Genomic DNA, 19,617 nt, shown 5'->3' on the forward strand with positions numbered 1-19,617 from the left:
TTCTCGCTGATCCTGATTGTCAAAACCGGCGTGGCTGCTACACTCTCGTTGACCGTGTGTATTTGGGCGCACCCTGTTTGGTGCGCCTTTTTTGGATCAACCACCTGCGAGGACATCGCATGGGCCGTTCCTATTGGTTTGAGTGCTTCAAGTGCGGTTACCGGGCCAGAGTCTCCGGGCGCGCCGACCGGGGCGTGAGCCTTTCCGTCCAGACCATCCTTTGCCGCGAGTGCCGGGAACTCTATGACGCCGTCACGCGGTTGAAGGTTCCGGCTGAAACCGCCGGCTGGGGGAACTTCGGCCGGTTGTCGAAGGCCAGGCTGCCAGGAGTGCGCCCGACACTCAGAACCCCACCGACCTTCCAAGCGGCTTTGAACCGGCTGCTCCCGGCCGAAGCGAAGCACTACCAATGGCTCAATTTCAAACCGCAGTGTCCCGTTTCGGCGGTTCACCGGGTTCGAGGCTGGAACGATCCGGACAAATGCCCCAAGTGCGGCAGCTTTCTGGAGAAGAGCGCGCTGCCGTATCGGGTCTGGGATTGAGACACAACCTCGGGAGCGTCGCCCCGGGTGGGGCGGGTGGCCGAAGGCTACTTCCGCGCGTAGTAAACGACCGCCGGCGGGAAATTGAGCAAGACCGGGACGGTGCGCAGGCTCTTAAACCGCGAGCGGATGCGCTTCCGGTCAATCAGCGAGTATTGGAACTGGATGTACCAGCCGCCCTGATTCAGCGCGCTGTTGACGGCGTCAATCAACGCCTGCGCCCGCTCACCACGGAGGTTCCCCAAGGGAATGCCCGAGATCACATATTCCGTTTTGTCCATTCCCCGCCGGTTCATTTCCGACAGGAGGTGGCCGGCGGAATCAGAAATCACTTCGACCCGGCCGTTGATGCCGGCGCGGTCCAGGTTGTCCCGCGTCTTGCGCGCCAGCATGGGGTTGATTTCGCAAGCCACTATGTGCGCTTTGGGGCAGCGGGCGGCCAGGCGGAGGGTCAAGGCGCCATTGCCGGCGCCCAACTCGATGATGCGCCCCGAATAAGCCGGCGACACCGGGGCAATCATCTTGCCGATGAGAAACCTCTGCGAGGGCACAATGGCGCCCGTCTGCCTGAACTTTATCAGGGCGGCGCCCATGAAGTGCAGGTAACTTGCCACTGTGTTATTCATCGAGACTCTGTAATCATCCGGACTAGGTTGGGGCATGGTCACCGAATGTTACCTCACGCCCAATTGGCCTTTTCTTCTCATTGCCTGCAGCGCCAGGTGTTGGCCAAGACCTGCCGCTCCAATCGCCCACTGGCGTACCAACGGATAAAAGCTAACACGCCTGCCAGGGCGTTTCCAACCACAATTTCACGGGAGACACGCCGGGGGGCGCAGTTTGCCATCGCTTTCACACTGCGGCGGGCAGCAGGCCGGCGTCCGCTACGGCTTCCAGGCAAAGGCCAAACGGTTCGATTCGTTGACCGCCCAGAGGTTCAAGGGCCAGACCGTGTTCCCATACCGGATGTAGCGCGCGCTGCCGTCCACATAGGCGAAGTTGGACCCGCCGGAGTATCTGCCCTTGCGCGTCACCGAATGGCACCCCTGCTCGACCTGATCCAGGTCATTGCCCACGCCCTCGCTCAGGTCCATGAAATAGTGCGTGGATCGGGGCGGGTTTTCGCCGGGCAGATTCTTCTTCTCGCCGAAGAGGAGTGTTTCCGACGGATGGATCACGGCGGTTTCCCTCATGGAACGGGCGGCATCCAACGCATCACTGAAGTAGTCGTTCCACCCGTTGATCAAGTAGCTGCGGTCGGCGCGATCAGCGGGCATCAGCGACGACCGGTCGGTCGGGGGCGGGCCGCGGAGGGCGTCGGTCGTGCAGACCAGCAGATTGGTGGTGCGGTAGTATTCCAGCAACTGCGTGGGCCAGCGCCAGCTATTCGTGCGCGGGGGGAACAGCCCGTCAAAATCGTCGGCATACAGCTTAACCGACAATCCCAATTGCTTGAGGTTGTTGACGCACTTGATGCGGTTGGCGGACTCTTTGGCCCGGGCGAGCGCCGGCAGGAGCATGCTGGCCAGAATGGCGATGATCGCAATGACCACCAGCAGCTCGATCAGCGTAAAGGCTGATGATTTGGCGGGGCGCACTTGCGCCCGCGGGTTTGCCCGGTTGCGGCTGGGGGCGTTCGAAATCCGGCGGTAAATGCCTCGATTCATGCTCTTGCTGCAGTTTGTATCTTAAGATTAGACTGACATTGTGCCTGATGCCGCCGGGGCTGCCGGTCGGCGCGTTGTGGTCGGATCCCGATTCATCCAACGTTCCGCTCGAATATCTTTGGCCGCGTCAGCGTCAACCCATCGCCCATATGACATGGAAACAATGGCTGCTGGTCGCGCTGGCCGTCGTGCTCGGCGGCGTCTCGCTTTATCTTAACCAAGACTGGTTTGCGAGCGAAGATATTCAAATTCATCATCGTTCACGGCCGGCGCGCGCCGGCATTCTGCGCCGCAGCAAGCCTCTGGTCCCGGCAGACACCGACCCGGTTTACTTCGCCTTCGAGCCGAGACTCAAGCTCACGTCTCTCAAAGTCATACCGGTTCATGAAATTGAGACCAACAAGTACCCTCATCCGATCTGGCACCTGGTTTCAGATTCCAACTCAGTTCCGGTATCCGAATGGTCTTACGGGACGACAATCCGGGGCATGCGGCCATCCGTAAAGGGCGCGACCCCCGATCCGCTGCGCCCGGGCGTTAAATACCGCCTCCTTCTCGAGACCAGCAAGACTAAAGTCGAGCACGACTTCACTCCCCAGCCCCGGACGCGGTAGATGCCGGGCCCTCCGGCCCAACCAGCCAGGACGCGCGCCACGCGTCAATGCGCAGACATACAACACTTCCCGTGCCAGTTGCCAGCGCCGCGTGAGGACACGCGGCCTGCAGGGCCAGGGCAGAACATGCTTTACCCGCCGGCGGGGCAGCCTCTACCCTTGCCGGCCAGAATGACGAGCAGCCACTGGCCCCGGGCGGCAATGAATGAGCCGGCCTCCACCATCAACCCCCATGGCTGACCCAGCGATCCCGCCGGCAGCCGCAGCGCCCACGAGTTTTCTGGGCAAGTTCACAATGCTCTTCCGCGCGGTACGCGAGCTATGGATTGTCTTTGCCATCGTCCTGCTGAGCAACCTGGCTTACCGGGTGGTGAATTTCACCTTGCGCCTGTGGCTCTCCTCGGACCTGGGGTTCAACGACGTCCAGGCCGGCATGGTGGTGCTCTTCTGGTCCGCCGGCTTAACGCTTTGCATCGTGCTGGTCGGTTCGCTGACCGATGCGCTCGGGTTACGCAAGACGTTCCTGCTGGGATTTGCGCTATGCATCATTTCGCGTGTGTTTGTCACGTTCTCCACGACCACGTGGGCCGCGCTGGGAATCGGCCTGACCTTGCTGGCGCTCGGGGAAGGCATGGGCGCGCCGGTGACCATTGCCGCCCTGCGGCGCTACACCACGACCGCGCAGCGCTCCATCGCGTTTTCCGTATTCTACGCCATCATGAACGCAGGGTTCCTCATCGGCGTTCTGATATTCGACGCCTTGCGCGCGGCGCTGGGGGAACACGGCAGCCTGACTTTGCCCGGGCTGGGCATCGAGCTTAGCACCTACCGCGCGACGCTGCTGGCCAGCTTGGCGCTTTCGGTCCCCAGCTTCCTGATCATTTACTTCTGGCTGCGCGAGGGGGTGGAGGCCACGGATCAGGGCGTCGTCATCACGCCGGAGCAGCCGAAGTATCCGGGCAAAAATGCCTTGCAGGTGCTCAAGCTCACTGTCGGGGATACCGCACGCGCTACGGTACGCATCTTCGCCGGGCTGTGGCGGCAAGCCGGCTTCTACAAGTTCCTGGCCTTCCTGACCCTGGCGGTGTTCATCAAGATGATCTTCGTACACATGGACTACACCTACCCGACTTTCGGCATCCGCGAACTTGGGGAAGGGGCGCCCGTGGGACATCTCTACGGGCTGAACAACATACTCATCGTCATCCTGGCGCCGTTGGTAGGTGTGCTGACGCAGCGCATACCCGCTTATCGCATGGTGATCTTTGGCAGTTTCATCGCTGCGTCGTCGGTCTTCATCATGGCAGTGCCGCCACAGTGGTTCCGGCCGCTTGCCGACGACTGGTGCGGCCATTACATCGCCCACGTCTGGCTGCGAGTCAATGGCCCGGTCAATCCCTATTACGTGATGATCTTCCTCTTCGTCCTGTTCCTCTCGATCGGCGAGGCCTTCTACTCGCCGCGGCTTTACGAATACACCGCGGCCATCGCTCCCAAGGGCCAGGAAGCCTCCTACATGGCCATGTCCTCCCTGCCGTTCTTCCTGGCGAAGATAGGCGTGGGGCCGCTCTCCGGGGTGCTGCTGGCTCAATTCTGCCCGGCGACGGGGCCCCGCCACTCGGAAACGCTCTGGCTGATCATCGGCCTGAGCACGATGATCGCGCCGGTGGGGTTGTTCGTGTTCCAGCGTTTCATCCGTGTGCACGAAGCCGGACGCGAGGACTGAAGTCGAACGCGGCGCCGAAATCCGCTTGAATGAAAGAGCTCAGGCAGTAGCTTCGGGGTAGAATGTACTGGAAATGCGCCCTGTTTGCTCTGCTCGCCCTCCTTGTAACAGCTCTCGCCGGCATGGCCCAACCCACTAACCAGATAGACCGATTGAAGGAGTTCAAGAAGCGCGCCGCCGCCTTCAAGTCCGTGATCACGCTGCCGCTATTCGAGACGACCAGCAACGCAATCCGCTTTGAGCTGCGTCAAACCATCGCCGTCGGCAACGCCGCCCTGGACCGCCTCGGGGCCCTCCAGCCCCGGGAGGTCAAGTTCGAGAACACGGTTCGGGCCCTGGACGACATCAACTACCAGGTCAGCCTGACCGCCGACCGTTTCGGGCTGATCAAGGAAACCAGCACAAGGGCCGCTTTGCGCAATGCGGCCACCGAGGCGCTCAAGGAACTCCAGGAATGGACCGTCGGCCTGGACTATCGCGAGGATGTCTACCGAGCCATCAAAGCCTACGCCGACCGCAAGCCGAGGCTGAAGGTCGAGGAGGCGAAGCTGCTCGCCGAAACCATGCGCGATTACCGCCGCGCCGGCCTGGACCTGCCCAAGCCCGAGCGCGACGAGGTCGAGCGTCTGCGCAAGAGCCTGACGCGCCTGATGACCGACTTCGAGTCCAACATCAACAAGGCGAGGAAGACGGTGAAGTTCACCCGGGCCGAGCTGGAAGGCGTGCCCGACAGTTTCCTGGCGCAGGCGAAGAGCGGCGATGACGAATACACCGTCAAGGTGAACGTCACCTGGCACTACCAGAGCGTGATGGAAAACGCCCGCCGCGAGGCCACCCGCAAGCGGCTGCTGCTGTCGCGCGACAACCTGGCCCGCACGGAAAACCTACCGCTGCTGGAGAAGATCCTGCCGCTGCGCGATGACATCGCGCGCAAGCTCGGCTACCCGTCCTGGGCCGACTACCAAACCGAAATCAAGATGGCCCGCAACGCGGCGGCGGTGGTTGACTTCCTGGAGAAGCTCAAGACCGGCCTGCAGCCGAAGTTCGACGCCGAGCTGGCCGAGTTCCGCCGGATTAAGGCCAGGGAAACCGGCGATCCCAACGCGCAGGTCCACATCTGGGACTGGCGCTATTTGAATAACCAGCTCAAGAAAGAGAAGTACAACGTGGACGCGGAGCAGTTGCGCGTGTTCTTCCCCTACGAGCGCGTCCTCGACGGCATGTTCAAGATCTACCAGACCATTTTCGGGCTGAAGTTCGACCCGGTCCAGCCGCCCTACAAGTGGGTTGACGACCTGCAGCTCTACGCCGTTTCGGACGCGCAGACCGGCGAGCCGCTCGGGGTGTTCTATCTCGATATGTTCCCGCGCGAGGGCAAATACAATCACTTCGCACACTTCCGTCTCGTCCAGGGCAAGCTCCTCGCCAGCGGAAAGTACCAGCGCCCGACGGTCGCCCTCATCTGCAATTTCCCCTCGCCCACCAAAGACAAGCCCTCGCTGCTGTCGCACAGCGACGTCGAGACGATCTTCCACGAGTTCGGCCACGCCATGCATTCCATGATGACGCGCGCGAGCTACGCCCGCTTCGCCGGCACCAGCGTCCCGGGCGATTTTGTCGAGGCGCCCTCCCAGATGCTGGAGAACTGGGTCTGGGACAAGAAGGTGCTGGACAGCTTCGCGGCCGACTACCGCGACCCTTCCAGGAAGATCCCCGCCGACATCCTGGCCCAGCTCAAGGCCGCCAAGCTCGCCACCGAAGGCACCCGTTACCGCCGCCAGCTCGCGTTCGGCCTGACGGATATGGCCCTGCACACGCAAATCCACACCAGCAACGCCACCAATGCGCTGCCGCTGTCGAACAAGGTCCTGGGCGAGGTGTTTCTGCCGATGGCGCCGAAGACCGCGTTTGTCGCCTATTTCGGGCACCTGATGGGCTATGACGCCGGTTACTACGGCTACGCGTGGGCTGATGCCATCGCGGCGGACATGGCCACGGTCTTCGAGCGCTCTCCCAACGGTTACTTCGACTCCGCCGCCGGCCGCCGGCTGCGCGACGAGATCTACGCTCCGGGCGACTCCCGCGATGCGAACGTCTCGATCGAGGAGTTCCTGGGCCGCCCGCGCTCGCTGGAGCCCTTCCTGCGCAAGCTCGGCATCGAGAAGTAGTAAGACTACGGGCGCTCCCGCATCACGGCCGCGAACCGCAGGCCCCGCGTGCTGATCCGCAGCTCGCGGAAGCGAAATTCCTCCATCAGAGCGTGATAAATGACCACGCCCATGAGAATGACGTCCGCCCGGTTCTTCGGCAGGCCAACGATCTTCTTGCGCTCCTCCAGCGGCACTCCCCACAGCCGCTCCGTATGCCACGCCACCCGCTCCACACTCAGCCTGGCCGCCTCCAGCCGCGCGCGGTCAAACACCACGAGTTCGGCTTCCATGCAGCCCAGAATGCTCGCCGTCCCGCCCACGCCGACCAGTTGCACGCCTCCTTGCGCCTGCGCCGCAGCCGGCGCAAAGAGGTTCAAGCCTTCCATCAGCTTTGGCCGCATTTCCCTTTGAACGAACTCCTTCAGCCATTGGCGGCACGCAGCTAGTTCCGCCGGTTTGGGCGGATCGCCGCACGGGAAGGTTTCCATGAGCCGCACCGTTCCCAGCGGGAAGCTGTGGCCGCCCATTCGCCGCCCATCCCGCCCGAAAACGCATTGAGTGCTGCCGCCGCCGGCATCCAGCACCAGCAAGGGCAGCTTCGCCAGCTCCGGGTTGGTCGTTACACCCTGAAATCCCCAATCCGCCTCCTGCTCACCCGAGATGACCTCGACTTTCACACCGGCAGCCTTTTCGATGGCTGTGGTCAGCTCGTGACGGTTGGTCGCATCCCGCGCCGCGCTGGTGGCGAAGACAAGCACCGAAGCCGCCTGCAGTTCCCGGGCCCTGGCGGCGTACCCTGCCACCGCCCGGGCGGTCGCATCCATCGCCTCGGGGCGCAGGCGATGCGTCTGGTAAAACCCCTGGCCCAGCCGCGTCTGGTGGCTCTGTTCGCACACGGGCTGCACCTCGCCTCCCGCCACGTCGGCCACCAGCAGCTTCACCGAGTTGGTGCCCACGTCAATGACCGCGCGGCGGATAGGTTGGCTAAGAGCCGCAGTCGCCAGGAGCATGCTATCCATTCGGTGGACTGTAGCCAACGGCAACCGCAAAGGCAACGGCTGCGCAAGGCCTCAGTCCTGGGTGGGGCCGCCTGTTCGGATTAATGTGCATGGGTAATTACTGGCTACCCACCCTCCCCGGGCATTGGGGACTCCTGACGAGGATATTGAAGGCAGAGTCGGCGAGGCAGGTGAGGTAGTCTGCCGAAAGCCAGCGTGTGGGCAGCCCTAAAATGAACTAAACTATGCTTTGACCCGTTTCGCGGCTCGTGGCGCTGTCCGGCATGTTGACATTCATTCCTCGCTCGCCGAGTATTCCCTGGCCTGGCTGCCCGCTTGGGACTGCCGGCCGATCTGGCGCTGACTATGCCCTGCCGAAGTATGAAAATGCCGCGAATTGCCCTCACCCTGCTCGTCTCGGTTCTCCTTGCCGCCCCCCTCCGGGCTGCGGCGCCGTTGCCGGTAACGGCGTCCGAGGCGGAGGCGTGGCTTCGCCACACGATCCCGTTGCCCAGGCAGATTGAGATCAAGTCGAAGGTAATCCTGCCCGCCGCCGACATCCGTATCGTCGAGCCGGCCGACGCCAGCCCTGTGGCCAGGCAGGCGGTGAAGGAATTGCGCGAACGCCTTTCGGCAGAGGCGAAAGCGGGTCAAAAGGTGGACGCGGGCTTCAGCCTGATGCTGCAGCTCGGAGGCCCGGAGGCGGCTGAGTTGAAGGCGCTCAAGAACGCTGATCAGGCCTGCCGGATCATTCCGGACGAGGCCGGAATGTCGCTCCGGCTGGTCGCGCTCACACCGCGGGGGCTCTATTACGCGGCCAAGACGATGCAGCAGTTGCTCAAGGCGCGCGCCGACGGCCGGATCGAGATCCCGCTGGCACGCGTCACCGACTGGCCCGACATGGAGAAGCGGGGGCTCTGGGGCTCGGATTGCCACGACCACTTGCGCTGGCTGGCGGACCGCAAGATGAACATCGTGGAGCAGATTTCGGACATTGGGGTGAATGCGCAAGGCAAGCCCTACGCACGGCTCAAACAAGGGCGCGAGCCGATGGTCGAGGACGGGCCGCGCTACGGCATCGAGCCCGTGCCGGTGGTCCTTCACCTGGAACAGCTCTCGGCCAAGGGAATCTTCCAGGCTTATCCGCAGCTAAAGTCGCAGGGCGGCCAGGAGGGCGCCATCTGCTACTCGAAGCCGGAGTTCGCGGGGATTCTGGCGGAGTGGCTCGTACAACTCGGCGGCCTGCCGGGAGTGGGCGAAGTGGACGTGTGGCTGGCGGAGAACATGCACGACCAGGGGGGCTGCCAGTGCGCCGCATGCGCCAGGGAGGACCGCAGCGTGCTCGAGACGCGGACGGTGGTGGCGGCCTGGAAGAAGGCCCGGGAGAAGCTGCCCACACTGGCCATATTCGTGCTGACCAGCGAGGAAACCGAGAAGAGCAATCCGCGCATCCTGCAGGAGCTGCCGCCGGAAGTGAAGCTGTGGTACTACCACAGCCTGCTGACCTACAACAGCTCCGAGGCCCCGATGCTGCGGAGGTACTTGGAGGAGGCCGCACAGGGCGGGCGCTGGATCGGGGTCTGCCCAAACCTGACGGCTTTTGTCAACTTCACCCACCCGTTCACCGGGGCGGGCTTCGTGCACTACAGGATGAATGAGTTTGTGAACAAGGGGATGTCGGGGCTGATCGGATACGCCACCCCGCTGGTGCATTACTCGGTCTTCAACGTGGAGGCGGCGGCGGAGTGGAGCTGGAACGCCAGGGGCCGGACGCCGCGCGAGTTCGCGCTCTCCTGGGCGGTGCGGCGGGGAATGAAGGATCCCGGGAAGTTTGCGGACTGGTCGCAAGCGCTCGGGCCGGTGGCGTGGGACGTTTACGGTTCGGACTGGCCGAGCGGCGAGATGCGGAGCACGCCGCCGCCCGTCGCGGACCGGCTGCGCAAGGGTGAGTTCCGCGGGCTGGGCTCAAACCTCTGGGGCGTGTACCGCTCGCCGTGGGGGGACATCAAGACCGTCGAGCAGCTCAACAACGATGTCGCCCAGGCGGATCGGGCGGTGGCGCTCGCCCGCGAGTTGGGGGACGAAGGAATTACACAGGAGAGTCTTGTGGTGCAGGGCTACATCCGATCGCTCAAGGCGCTCTACGAACTGCGCGAGATCATCAAGCGCACGGGTCAAGTGCCGCCGGACCGGCGTGAGGATGCCAAACGACACTTCCGGATGTATGCCGACAGCCTGAGGCAAACCGCGGCGGCGCTGCCCAAGTGGGAGGCAACGGTCCGACGGCACGGCGACGAGGGCAATCTCACCGGCAAACCGGTCAAGGTGATCACGGGGGCGCTGGAGCAGATGCGGCAGTTGCATACCGACCTGGGACTGTGAGCGGACAGCCGGCTGCCGGCAACGGAACGTCGCAACGCCTCCAAGGACCTGCGTCGCGCGGCCCTCAGTTGGCGGTGGTCGTTGCCCGGTAGGTGATTATGCGCGCCGAGGGCTGGCCGGGGGCGGCGATCAGGAGACCGTGCTCAAGCAGTTCGCGGCCGCCCAGTTCCCGGGCGGCGGCGGGATCGTCGAGGTCGGCCACCACGTAGCTGGCCAGGGGATCGAGGTTGCGGAGCTGGAGGCGGGCGGACTCGTAGTTGCTGCCGGCGCGGCGGAACACCTGGACCATGCCCCAGCGCTGTTCCGGCAGGTCGAATTGCCAGGCCAGCCAGAGCTCCTCGCTTAACTGGTAGGAGGTCAATGGGTAGAAGTCGCCCAACATGCAGTCGGCGACCTGCCGCCACTGCTCCGACAGCCGCCGGATCAGGGGCCAATCTATGCCGGGCTTGCGGACGTCAGCGCAGAGGGCGAAGGCCGGCGACAGGTAGCTGCGCACCGAATACACAAAGTCGCGGTCGGTGTAGTAGGCGCCATGTCCGTAGTAAGGAATCCAGGAGGAGAGACCGTAGGTATGACCCTGGTTGCCGGGGGCGAAGTCGGGGTTGCCGTCGAAGGCCTGGTAGTCGCTGCGCAACAGCGGCACGGCGCGGCGAAGCGTCTCCAAGTCGTTGCGCCGGCCGCCCGAGGCGCAACTGTCAATCAGCAGGCCCGGGTGCCGCCGCCGCAGCTCGTCCCAGTAGGCAAGGTAACCCTCGATGTGACGCATCTCGGCCAGGCCCTGGCGGTCGGGCGCATCCGCCGCGCGCCAGTAAGGCAGGGGATCAATGTTGAAATCCTGCCGGTAGAAATCAATGCCCTCGCGGGTGAGCATGGCGTCCACATGGTCGGTCAGCCAGCGGCGGGCGTCGGAGTTGCCCAGGTTCAGCAGCTTCTGTTCGCCGTCGCGGCCCAGCAACCAGGCGGGGTTGTTGGTGTAGAGGAATGTCCCGGGCGTCACCCGTTCCGGCTCGAACCAGACGATGAGCCCCGCGCCTTTCGAACGCGCCAGCTCGCTCACCGGCCGGAAGCCGCGCGGGTAGCGGATCGGATCGGGCATCCAGTTGCCGACCTGGGGCCAGTCGGCGCACGTGTACCAGCCTGCATCAATCCACCAGTAGTCGAGCTTCACACCGGCTTGCGCGAAGCCTGTGATGAATTGGCGTTCGCCCTCCTCACTGGTCCTGATGCCGGGGAAGAACCCGCCGCTGCACGAGCTGAGGATGGGCGGCGGCGGCTTGCCGTCGCGCGTGCGCGGCAAGTTATGAGCGAGCATCCAGCGCCGCCACACGTTCTGCGCCCGCACGCGGTCGCCTTGCCAGAACTGGAGCGCGATCAACGGCGAGCGCGCCTCTTCCCCCGGATGCAGCTTGAACCGCGTCAGCTCCTGCCCGCCGCGCATTTGCAGCCCGTCGTCGGCGTCGCGGGTGAATCGGGCGTTCCACTGGCCGGGCCAGCCAATCACGACGATGAGCCCCTCGCCGGGCCATTCGAGGTTGAAGCAGGGAAAGCCAACGCTGGTGGGGCGCCCGCCGGCGGGGGCGAACCGATGTTCGGACTTCGGCTCCAGGGTCAACCGGCGCGGCGCATAGCTGTTGGGGCTGCAATCATCCCCCGCGTGATGGTTGAGGACGTACTCACCCGAACCGGTCCGCCTCAGCGTGAGGTCCACCGCCTGGATGTCCGACAGGATCGGCGTGTCGGCGGGGCCGGTGTTCCTGAAATGCACCACCCACTCGACGGTGGGGAAGTCCCCATACTCGATCCCCACAAGGCGGACCTGCAGGCCGGTCGCGGGATCGGTCCACACTGCGGTTCGCTCCGTGCGCTGTGCGTCCAGCTTCCGTGCGCTCCGCTGGCAGGGCCAGGCCTTGAGCAGCTCGGCCGAGTTCCTGCCGTCATAGACAAAGGAGAACGGCGCATCGGTCGAATAAGCCGCCCGTTCACCCTCGCGCAGCGGGAGGTCGGCCAGCCAAAGCGTGCTGCCGTCCAGCAGCGTGACTTTCGCCTCGGCCCAATCCGCCTGATCGCAGGCGATGCCGTCCGGCGTCTCTTCGATCTGCAAGACGAACTCCGTTGCCCCGGCCAGTTTCACCGCGACGCGTTTGCCCGCCATGCCCTCCCGCATCATTCCCGAGCGGAACCGTTCTTCCCCGCGCACCTTCACCGAGAAATCCACGCTGCCGCGCCCGCCGCTGGTCTGGTCGTTGGTGTCCACCCCGGCAACGGCCTCGAAGAGTCCCCCCGCGCCGGGCAACAGGACGAGGATCTTGCTGGGCGCATGGCAAAAGAGGCCGCGCGTGAATTCCTTTTCCCCGAGGTGCAGCGGCCGGGCGCCGCGGGCGTTCTTCTGCACCGGGCCGTGGTTGGCCAGGACCACCAGGCCGGGCTCCGGCTTCTCCGGGGCCTGCGCTCCCGCGAGCTTTGCCGCCGCCCAGCGCCGCGCCTCGGCCAGCTCCGCCGGGCCGACCGCTGCTCCCGCCGTTTGCGCGCCGATTGCCAGCAGCGGACACAGCAACGCGGCGGCGGCCAGGCTCTTGCGCATGCTCATCCTTTCCGAGTTGCGCCCTCAGGGTTTTGCGGCCGGCTGCCTGGCGCCGCCGCAGCCGACGCGTACGCTGCCGCACATGCCGCCGAAGCGCGCGCGCTGAACTGATCCTGATAGGCAATCGTTTTTTGCGCGTCCGCATGTACCCAGCGCTGCGCGGGTGACGTCCTTGTATGCCTCGGCGTAGCCCTGCTCGTTGTCAACATCCCAGCCGAGGGATTTGAAGAGCGGGTCGAGGAATTCGCGGCGGAGCTGGGTTTCGTTGTAGTGGGGCGATTTGTAAGCGTCGCGGTTGCGGTCGAACCGCTGGACGAGGTCCAGGACTGCTGGTGGTGGTTGCGCCATCTGGGCGGGAAGTGTCTTTGGTGAAGGGGGAAAATTCAAGGTTTTTGGGGTGACCACGGATGGATAAAAACGACGTTGTCCCACCTTGGCCTTCATAATCCGGTTCTTGACGAGGCGGGGAAACTGCATTTTGCCGGCGCTAACCGTGCCTGCGTTTTCGTTGATTGCGATTCCAGATCGTTCGCCAGCCGCAACTGGTGAGACGATCCGTTCACTTCTCACTATTGACACTATGGCTGCGCCTCGGCATCAGAAGGGCATGGCGGCACGGAGCGGTTTACCGCAACGCTGATCGCTGGCGAGCCAGACATTCTTTAGGTGGTATTGAGGACTCCTGACGGGGAGGAAGGGGAAAACACGGAATTGAGCAAGGCCTCTGTCTTGGGCGGGGCCGCCTCGCCGAGGCGGCCAAACGGTGGCGCTTTCGGCGAGAGTGCCCTGCCGGACTGAGGGGTTGCGGATTTGAGTTGTTTTTGCGCAAGTATCTGCAGTTGCGCCACTTGTGACGGATTTGGCCTTTGGCAGCAGCGGGCGGCCGATCTTTCTCCGTAAGTGCAACAATGACAGTGGGTTACGTTACTTGTCGCCGCTGATGTCAAGGCTGTATCCACGGTGTGGATACGGTGTGGATACGGTGTGGATACGGTGAGACTCCCTTGCGGGCGGCGATCATCCCAGGGGCATCGGCAAAGAAAATCGCTTGGCATTGAGCCGGGCAGGCGGCTGGTCCCTTGACCGCAGGCCGGGGCGGGTTAAGGTGCACGTAGATTTTCGACCGCGCCTGAAGGCGGCGAAGCTCGGCTTCGTCGCTGTCGGACCAGGAACCGTGACCTTAACGCAGATGAGAGAGAGTTTGGGAGCGAGGCCGGCGGTGTGGCTGTGCGCCGCGCTGGTGGCGGCGGCTGTATCGGCTGCCGCTCCCATGGCTCCGGGCGCGGAGACGAACCGGCCGGGGCGTTCGGCTGGCAAGGTGAAGTCCGCTCCCGTTCCCGCCAGCAAGAGCGCCTCCCTGCCGGTCCTCCCGCGGCCTGCCGCGGCTCGGCGCGCGGACCTGCCCAGCGCCTTTGCCGCAGCCGTCCCGGCCTCGGTCGCCGAGCTGAGGTCCATCGAACGGCACATCAAGTCGCTGGCGGCGCGGTTGTCGCCGTCGGTGGTGGCAGTGGGGGTCGGGAGTGGCAACGGCAGCGGGGTGGTTATCTCGGCGGACGGCCTGGTGCTGAGCGCCGGGCATGTGTGCGGACGGCCCGGCCGCAGCGTGCGCTTTACGTTCCCGGACGGCAAGACGGCGCGGGGCAAGACGCTGGGCGTGGATGACGAGCGAGACACGGGCCTGATGAAGATCACCGACCGCGGTCCCTGGCCTCACGCGGAGCCGGGCGACTTGCAGCAAGCGCGCGCGGGCGACTGGGTGCTGGCATTGGGCCATCCCGGGGGATTCGACCCGAAGCGCTCGCTGGTCGTGCGGTCGGGGCGGGTCATTCGTTTGACGGGGGATGGGCTGCAAACGGATTGCACCATCAGCCCCGGCGACTCGGGCGGGCCACTGTTCGACATGCACGGCCGCGTGATTGGCATCCATAACGCCATCAGCACTTCGGTGGCGGAGAATTATCATGTGGCCATCACCGAGTTTTACGACACCTGGGAAGTCCTGGCCAAGGGGGCCGACTGAAGCCGAGGCGCAAGGCTCGCCCCGACTGCTTATGAATCTGCGGCCTGGTTCCCACCACGCGCTGGCGGCCATTGCGCTGGCGTGGCTGACGCAGCTTGGGCTGGCGCAGGAATTATCCACGTCCCGGCAGCTGCCGCGCGATCGCTACCGGAACGGAGAGGGGACGTTGCGCGCCTTCGCGCCGATCTCGGCCGCCACCCGCCATTCCATCGTCAAGTTCAACGTGGACGGGGCGACGGTGGCGCTGGGCGCCGTGGTGGATGCCAATGGGCTGGCGCTGACCAAGGCCAGCGAGCTCAAGCAGGGGAAGCTGACGTGCTGGCTTGCAACCGAGAAGGAGGTGGGGGCGGAGGTGATCGGCATTGATGAGGACGAAGACGTGGCGCTCGTGCGGGTGCGGGCCCGGGGCTTGAAGCCGATCTCGTGGACTGAGGGTGCGGTGGCCGTGGGACAATGGGCCATCACCCCCGGCATCTCCGAGACCCCTCACGCCGCCGGCATCGTCAGCGCGCTGCCGCGCCGGATACGGCCCCCGCGGGCGCTCATCGGCGTTCAGTTTGACTATGGCATCGTCGAGCCCAGGATTGATTTGATCCTGCCCGGACTCGGCGCCGAGAAGGCGGGCCTGCAACCGGCGGACTTGATTCTCGCCATCAACGGCATGGCCGTCACGAATCGCGAGCAGGTGGTGGAGACGCTGCGCGAGTTTCGCGAAGGCCAGACCGTGCGGCTGCGCGTGCAACGCGCGGAGCAGCAATTTGACTCGCAAGTGCGCATGATGGTGCCGCGGTCCGGCCAGCCCGGGGCAGAGCTCTATTATCAGCAACGGAACAGCCGGCTGGGCGGAGCTGTCAGCGAGCGGGCGGGAGGGTTTGAACTGGCGATCGAACACGACTCGGTGCTGCGTCCGTGGCTTTGCGGCGGACCGCTGGTGGATCTGGACGGCAAGGCCATCGGGCTGAACATTGCCCGCGCGGGACGGATCACCACCTACGCCTTACCAACCGCTCTCGTGAAGCGGGTGTACGAGCAACTCAAGCTCACGGCCAACGGAGCCGCCACGACCGGCAAGTGATACCCCTTCGCAGGAGACTCCGGCAGGAATCAATCGCAACCTCCCTCCCGCCTTCGGCAGGTTCAACCTCTCAAATGGGGTTGGTGCCAGGAGTATTCAGGCGCGTCTGGCCGCTGCCGCGCTCAAGGCGCGGATTGGGCGCGATAGAAGCGGCGGGGGAAGTTGGTTGCCTCGGAATCGGTGTAAACCTGAAGACCGTTGGTTAGCGTATTGGTGCTTAAAGGAATCCACCCTGACAAGTCAGTCGAGGCCAGGATGCTGAAGATCTGGTCGTGAGCACCGGTAACGGTGAACTGGAACTGGCCGTTCTCCAGGCGCAGGGGTGAAGAAAGCGCCAGCGCCTGGGGCAGGCTCAAGGCCAGGGACGCATTCGAGCTAAACACGCTGCCGGCCAGGTTGGTGACCATGACCGAGTAGTTGCCGGCGTCGGCGGGCTGGCTGTTGGTGCGGGTGAAACTGCTGGCGGTGGCTCCGGGCAGGTCGTCGCCTTCGAATCGCCATTGGTAGCTGAGCGGTTCGGTGCCGGCGGCAGTGACCGTGAATGTCGCGTTTGAACCTCGTGGAATGGTCAGGCTGACGGGATGGGTCAGAATCGCCGGGGGCACCAGCACGACCAGCGTGGCATTGGAACTGGGCGCTCCGCCAAAGGAGTTGCTGACGACGACGGAGTAATTTCCCGCATCGGCGGGCTGGACATTCGCGCGGGTGAAGCTGGAGCCGGTGGCGGCCGGAAGGTCAGCGCCGGCGAAACGCCATTGATACGTCAGCACAGGCGAGCCAGTGGCGATCACCGTGAAAGTGACATCATCGCCCTGGCTGACCGTCTGGCCCTGCGGGTGGGCGATAATCACCGGCGGGGCGTTCACGACGAGCGTCGCATCGGAGCTGACCACTGAGCCGGCGTCATTGGCAACGACAACCGAGTAGTCGCCGGCATCGGCCAATTGCACATCAGTCAGGTTGAGGCTACTGGCGGTCGCTCCGGGCAAGTTAGTGCCGGCCAGGCGCCACTGGTAGCTCAAAGGCGCGGTGCCGGTTGCGGTGACGGCGAAAGCAACGTTGGCACCGGCCATTACCGTCTGGCCTTGCGGCTGCGCGGTAATTATCGGCGGCACGCCGGCCACAATGCGCAGGGCGACACTGCCGTAATTGCCATTGTAGCCGTCCACGGCAATCTGGTAGGTGGCGCCGCTTGTCGCGGCGAAGGTCACGAGGCTGGTGACGCCGCCGTTCGGATCGTCGTCGTTGCTGGCGACCTCGGCCAGGGCCGAAAGCTCGGCGCCGGCATAGACGGCCAGCACGGTATCGAACACTGTGCCGGCGGTGGAAATGGTCACGGTGTCCGTGGTCGGGGCGGTCCACGACCACCAGATCGAGCGCCCCCCGTAGATTCCGGCGTGGTAGGGTTCATCCATTTGCCTGCCGCCGCCCGTGTTGTCGCCATTTGTCACCACCAGCGCGCCGGAGACCAGGATGCGCTTCTCGAAATCGTCGTTTGGCGGCGCCGGCGCGTCGTGCCACTGGGCAAAATGGTAGGAAGGCAAATCGCCAGCGCGGGTGAAGTTGCCCCCGAAATAGACATCCGTGCCGCCGACGGCCAGTGTGGCAACCGGCTGGTTGATTCCGCTGCCCAACGCGGTCCAATTGGCACCGTCCCACCGGGCGACGTTGGCGGCTTCGGTCGTGCCGGCCAGGGTGAATGAGCCGCCGACGAACAGGACCTGGCCTTGGACATCGAGCGCCGCCACCGAGGCATTGGTTTCCGCATTGTTCACGCCGCCGCCCAGCGCCGACCAGGCCATGCCGTCCCAGCGAGCCACGCCCGTCGCGCTTTCGCCCCCAGCCTCGGTGAAGTCGCCCCCGGCATACAGGCCGTTGCCGGCAACGGCGAGGGCATGAACCGCGTCGTCCATGCCCAGCCCAAGCTCCGACCAGTTGGCGCCATTCCAACGGGCGATGTTATTGACGGTTATGGTGCCATCGGCTGTGCTGAAGCTCCCGCCCACGAATAGATCGGGACTGCTGCCGGCCAAAGCGAACACCGGCCCGTCCAGGCCTTCGCCCAAGGCGTTCCAAGCCGCGCCGTCCCAACGGGCGATGTAGTGGACGGGGACGCCGCCGGCCATGGTGAAACTGCCTCCGGCATACACATCGGCATCCACGACGGCTATGGCCGTCACGGCATCGTCCATGCCCCCTCCGAGCGCCGACCAACTGCCGCCGTCCCACTTGGCGATGTTTGCCGCGCTTACACCGCCGGCGGTGCCAAACGATCCGCCGACATAAAGGTCGGTGCCGCTAATACAGAGAGCTGAAACCGGTCCGTCCACCCCCGCATCGAGCGCCGACCAGAAGCTGCCATTCCAGTGGGCGATGTTGTTGGCGGGATACTCACCGGCAACGGTGAAGAATCCGCCCACATAGACATCCACTCCACTGACGGCAACCTTCAGCACCGTGCCGAAAGGCACGTTGCCGCTGCCGGCTCCCAGAGCGGACCAGGTAAAGCCGTTCCACTGCGCCAGGTTGTTCGCGCTCAAGCCTCCGGCGGTGTCGAAATCGCCACCGACGTACAAGGTGGTGCTGTTGGTGGCCAAGGCATAGACACTGCCGCCGACGCCGGAGCTGAGCGGGGTCCAGGCGCTGCCGTTCCAGCGGGCGATGTTGCCGGCCGGGTAATTGCCGGCAGCGGTGAAGGCGCCGCCCACATACACGTTGTTGCCGCTCACCGCGATGGCGAAGACGAGTTCATCCACTCCGTTGCCAAGGGCGGACCAGGTGCTGCCGTTCCACACGGCAATGTTGGCCGCGGCGACACCGCCGGCGGTGGTGAAGCCGCCGCCAGCATAGACATTGGGGCCGCTGGCGCCGAGGGCCAGCACGGTGCCATCGGTGCCATCGCCAAGGGCGGACCAGGCGCTGCCGTCCCAACGGGCGATATTGGTCGCGGCAATGCCGCCAGCGGTGGTGAAGGAGCCTCCGGCGATCAAGTCGGTTCCGCTGACGACCAGTGCGGCCACACCAGCGCTGTTATCGGGGTTGGCGTCGCTGAGACCGTCGCCGAGGGCGGACCACGTTGACCCGTTCCAGACGGCAATGTTCGCAGCGCTGACGCCGTCGGCGTGGGTAAAGGACCCGCCGGCGTAAAGGCTGGTTCCGCGCACAGCCAGAGCGGCGACGGCGCCGGAGCCGTCGTCGTTGTCAACGCCCGACCCCAGAGCTGACCAATCTGCCCCATTCCAGCAGGCGATGTTCGTGGCGCTGATGCCGCCCGCGCCAGTGAACACGCCGCCCACATAGACATTTGTCCCGCTAACCGCGAGAGCCAGCACAAGTCCGCCCACCCCGTCGCCCAGCGCCTCCCAGGCCGTCCCGTTCCACCTGGCGACATTGGAGGCGCTGATGCCGCCCACGCTGCTGAAATCGCCACCGACGAAGAGGCTCGTGCCGCTGACGGCCAGCGCGTGAATGACTCCGTCCACCCCGGGTGGCGCCACGAACCGCCCGTCCCAGTTGTTATCGCCCTCGACCGCAGATTCGCGGGGGCCGCCGGCGAAGGCACCCGATGCGGAAGCTGGACTGGCGGTGGTTGACCTCACGAAGCGGGGCCCACTCCCGGGGGCGGCGACCATGGTCCAACCGCGGGCATCGAGGGTGCCGGAGAAGCCGCGGGTGAGGTCCAGTGTGCCATCCGGCGCGAGTTGGGATGCCAGGGGTGCGGACGTTTGGGCACTCACGGGCGCTGCAACCAGCGGCCTTTGGACCGCCGAGAGGAGCAGTAACAAGCCAATCGCGGAGGCAAAGTAATTCAGCATGTGTTGTGGCAAGGTTGTATAGCAGGGCGATCGTTCCGGGCCGCGAC

13 protein-coding genes are annotated in these 19,617 nt (G+C 64.8%); 7 read left to right on the plus strand and 6 right to left on the minus strand.

Annotation, left to right across the window (positions count from 1 at the left end; translation table 11 throughout):
• Positions 1-119 precede the first annotated feature (119 nt).
• The gene (locus P5205_11995; GenBank protein ID HSA11081.1) at positions 120-542 is read left to right on the plus strand and encodes a hypothetical protein; all 423 of its coding nucleotides are present in this window, start codon (positions 120-122) and stop codon (positions 540-542) included.
• A 47-nt stretch (positions 543-589) separates the two neighbouring features.
• On the opposite strand, the gene P5205_12000 is transcribed toward P5205_11995, so the two are convergent.
• Both P5205_12000 and P5205_12005 read right to left on the minus strand, forming a co-directional pair.
• Positions 590-1,204, minus strand: a complete 615-nt coding sequence (locus P5205_12000; GenBank protein ID HSA11082.1) for a methyltransferase domain-containing protein — start codon at positions 1,202-1,204, stop codon at positions 590-592.
• A gap of 222 nt (positions 1,205-1,426) precedes the next feature.
• Positions 1,427-2,209: a type II secretion system protein gene (locus P5205_12005; protein ID HSA11083.1), complete on the minus strand. Its 783-nt coding sequence runs from the start codon at positions 2,207-2,209 to the stop codon at positions 1,427-1,429.
• A 149-nt stretch (positions 2,210-2,358) separates the two neighbouring features.
• On the opposite strand from P5205_12005, the gene P5205_12010 reads away from it, so the two are divergent.
• The 3 genes from P5205_12010 to P5205_12020 all read left to right on the plus strand — a co-directional run bounded on the left by P5205_12010 (position 2,359) and on the right by P5205_12020 (position 6,717).
• Positions 2,359-2,823 carry a hypothetical protein gene (locus P5205_12010; GenBank protein HSA11084.1) on the plus strand — a complete coding sequence of 155 codons (465 nt, stop codon included), beginning with the start codon at positions 2,359-2,361 and terminating at the stop codon, positions 2,821-2,823.
• A gap of 232 nt (positions 2,824-3,055) precedes the next feature.
• The gene (locus tag P5205_12015; GenBank protein ID HSA11085.1) at positions 3,056-4,549 is read left to right on the plus strand and encodes an MFS transporter; all 1,494 of its coding nucleotides are present in this window, start codon (positions 3,056-3,058) and stop codon (positions 4,547-4,549) included.
• 62 nt (positions 4,550-4,611) lie between these two features.
• Entirely contained in the window at positions 4,612-6,717 is a 2,106-nt protein-coding gene (locus P5205_12020) for a M3 family metallopeptidase (GenBank protein ID HSA11086.1), read from the plus strand.
• 5 nt (positions 6,718-6,722) lie between these two features.
• Here P5205_12020 and P5205_12025 read toward each other — a convergent pair whose 3' ends face one another.
• Positions 6,723-7,718, minus strand: coding sequence for a hypothetical protein (locus P5205_12025; protein ID HSA11087.1), 996 nt, complete (start codon positions 7,716-7,718; stop codon positions 6,723-6,725).
• 360 nt (positions 7,719-8,078) lie between these two features.
• Here P5205_12025 and P5205_12030 point away from each other — a divergent pair, with 360 nt between their 5' ends.
• Positions 8,079-10,079 (plus strand): glycoside hydrolase family 20 zincin-like fold domain-containing protein, encoded by a 2,001-nt coding sequence (locus P5205_12030; protein HSA11088.1) that lies wholly within the window; start codon positions 8,079-8,081, stop codon positions 10,077-10,079.
• Positions 10,080-10,143: 64 nt separating this feature from the next.
• On the opposite strand, the gene P5205_12035 is transcribed toward P5205_12030, so the two are convergent.
• Positions 10,144-12,660 (minus strand): NPCBM/NEW2 domain-containing protein, encoded by a 2,517-nt coding sequence (locus tag P5205_12035; GenBank protein HSA11089.1) that lies wholly within the window; start codon positions 12,658-12,660, stop codon positions 10,144-10,146.
• Positions 12,661-12,684: 24 nt separating this feature from the next.
• Positions 12,685-13,104 carry a hypothetical protein gene (locus P5205_12040; protein ID HSA11090.1) on the minus strand — a complete coding sequence of 140 codons (420 nt, stop codon included), beginning with the start codon at positions 13,102-13,104 and terminating at the stop codon, positions 12,685-12,687.
• Positions 13,105-13,849: 745 nt separating this feature from the next.
• Between P5205_12040 and P5205_12045 the strand changes: the two genes are divergently transcribed.
• A complete protein-coding gene (locus P5205_12045; protein ID HSA11091.1) occupies positions 13,850-14,680 on the plus strand; it encodes a serine protease in 831 nt (276 codons plus the stop codon).
• A gap of 31 nt (positions 14,681-14,711) precedes the next feature.
• Positions 14,712-15,755 (plus strand): PDZ domain-containing protein, encoded by a 1,044-nt coding sequence (locus tag P5205_12050; protein HSA11092.1) that lies wholly within the window; start codon positions 14,712-14,714, stop codon positions 15,753-15,755.
• Between the two features lie 122 nt (positions 15,756-15,877).
• Here P5205_12050 and P5205_12055 read toward each other — a convergent pair whose 3' ends face one another.
• A complete protein-coding gene (locus P5205_12055) occupies positions 15,878-19,570 on the minus strand; it encodes an immunoglobulin domain-containing protein (GenBank protein HSA11093.1) in 3,693 nt (1,230 codons plus the stop codon).
• Positions 19,571-19,617 lie beyond the last annotated feature (47 nt).

The organism is Candidatus Paceibacterota bacterium (assembly GCA_035452965.1).
Classification (GTDB): domain Bacteria; phylum Verrucomicrobiota; class Verrucomicrobiia; order Limisphaerales; family UBA8199; genus UBA8199.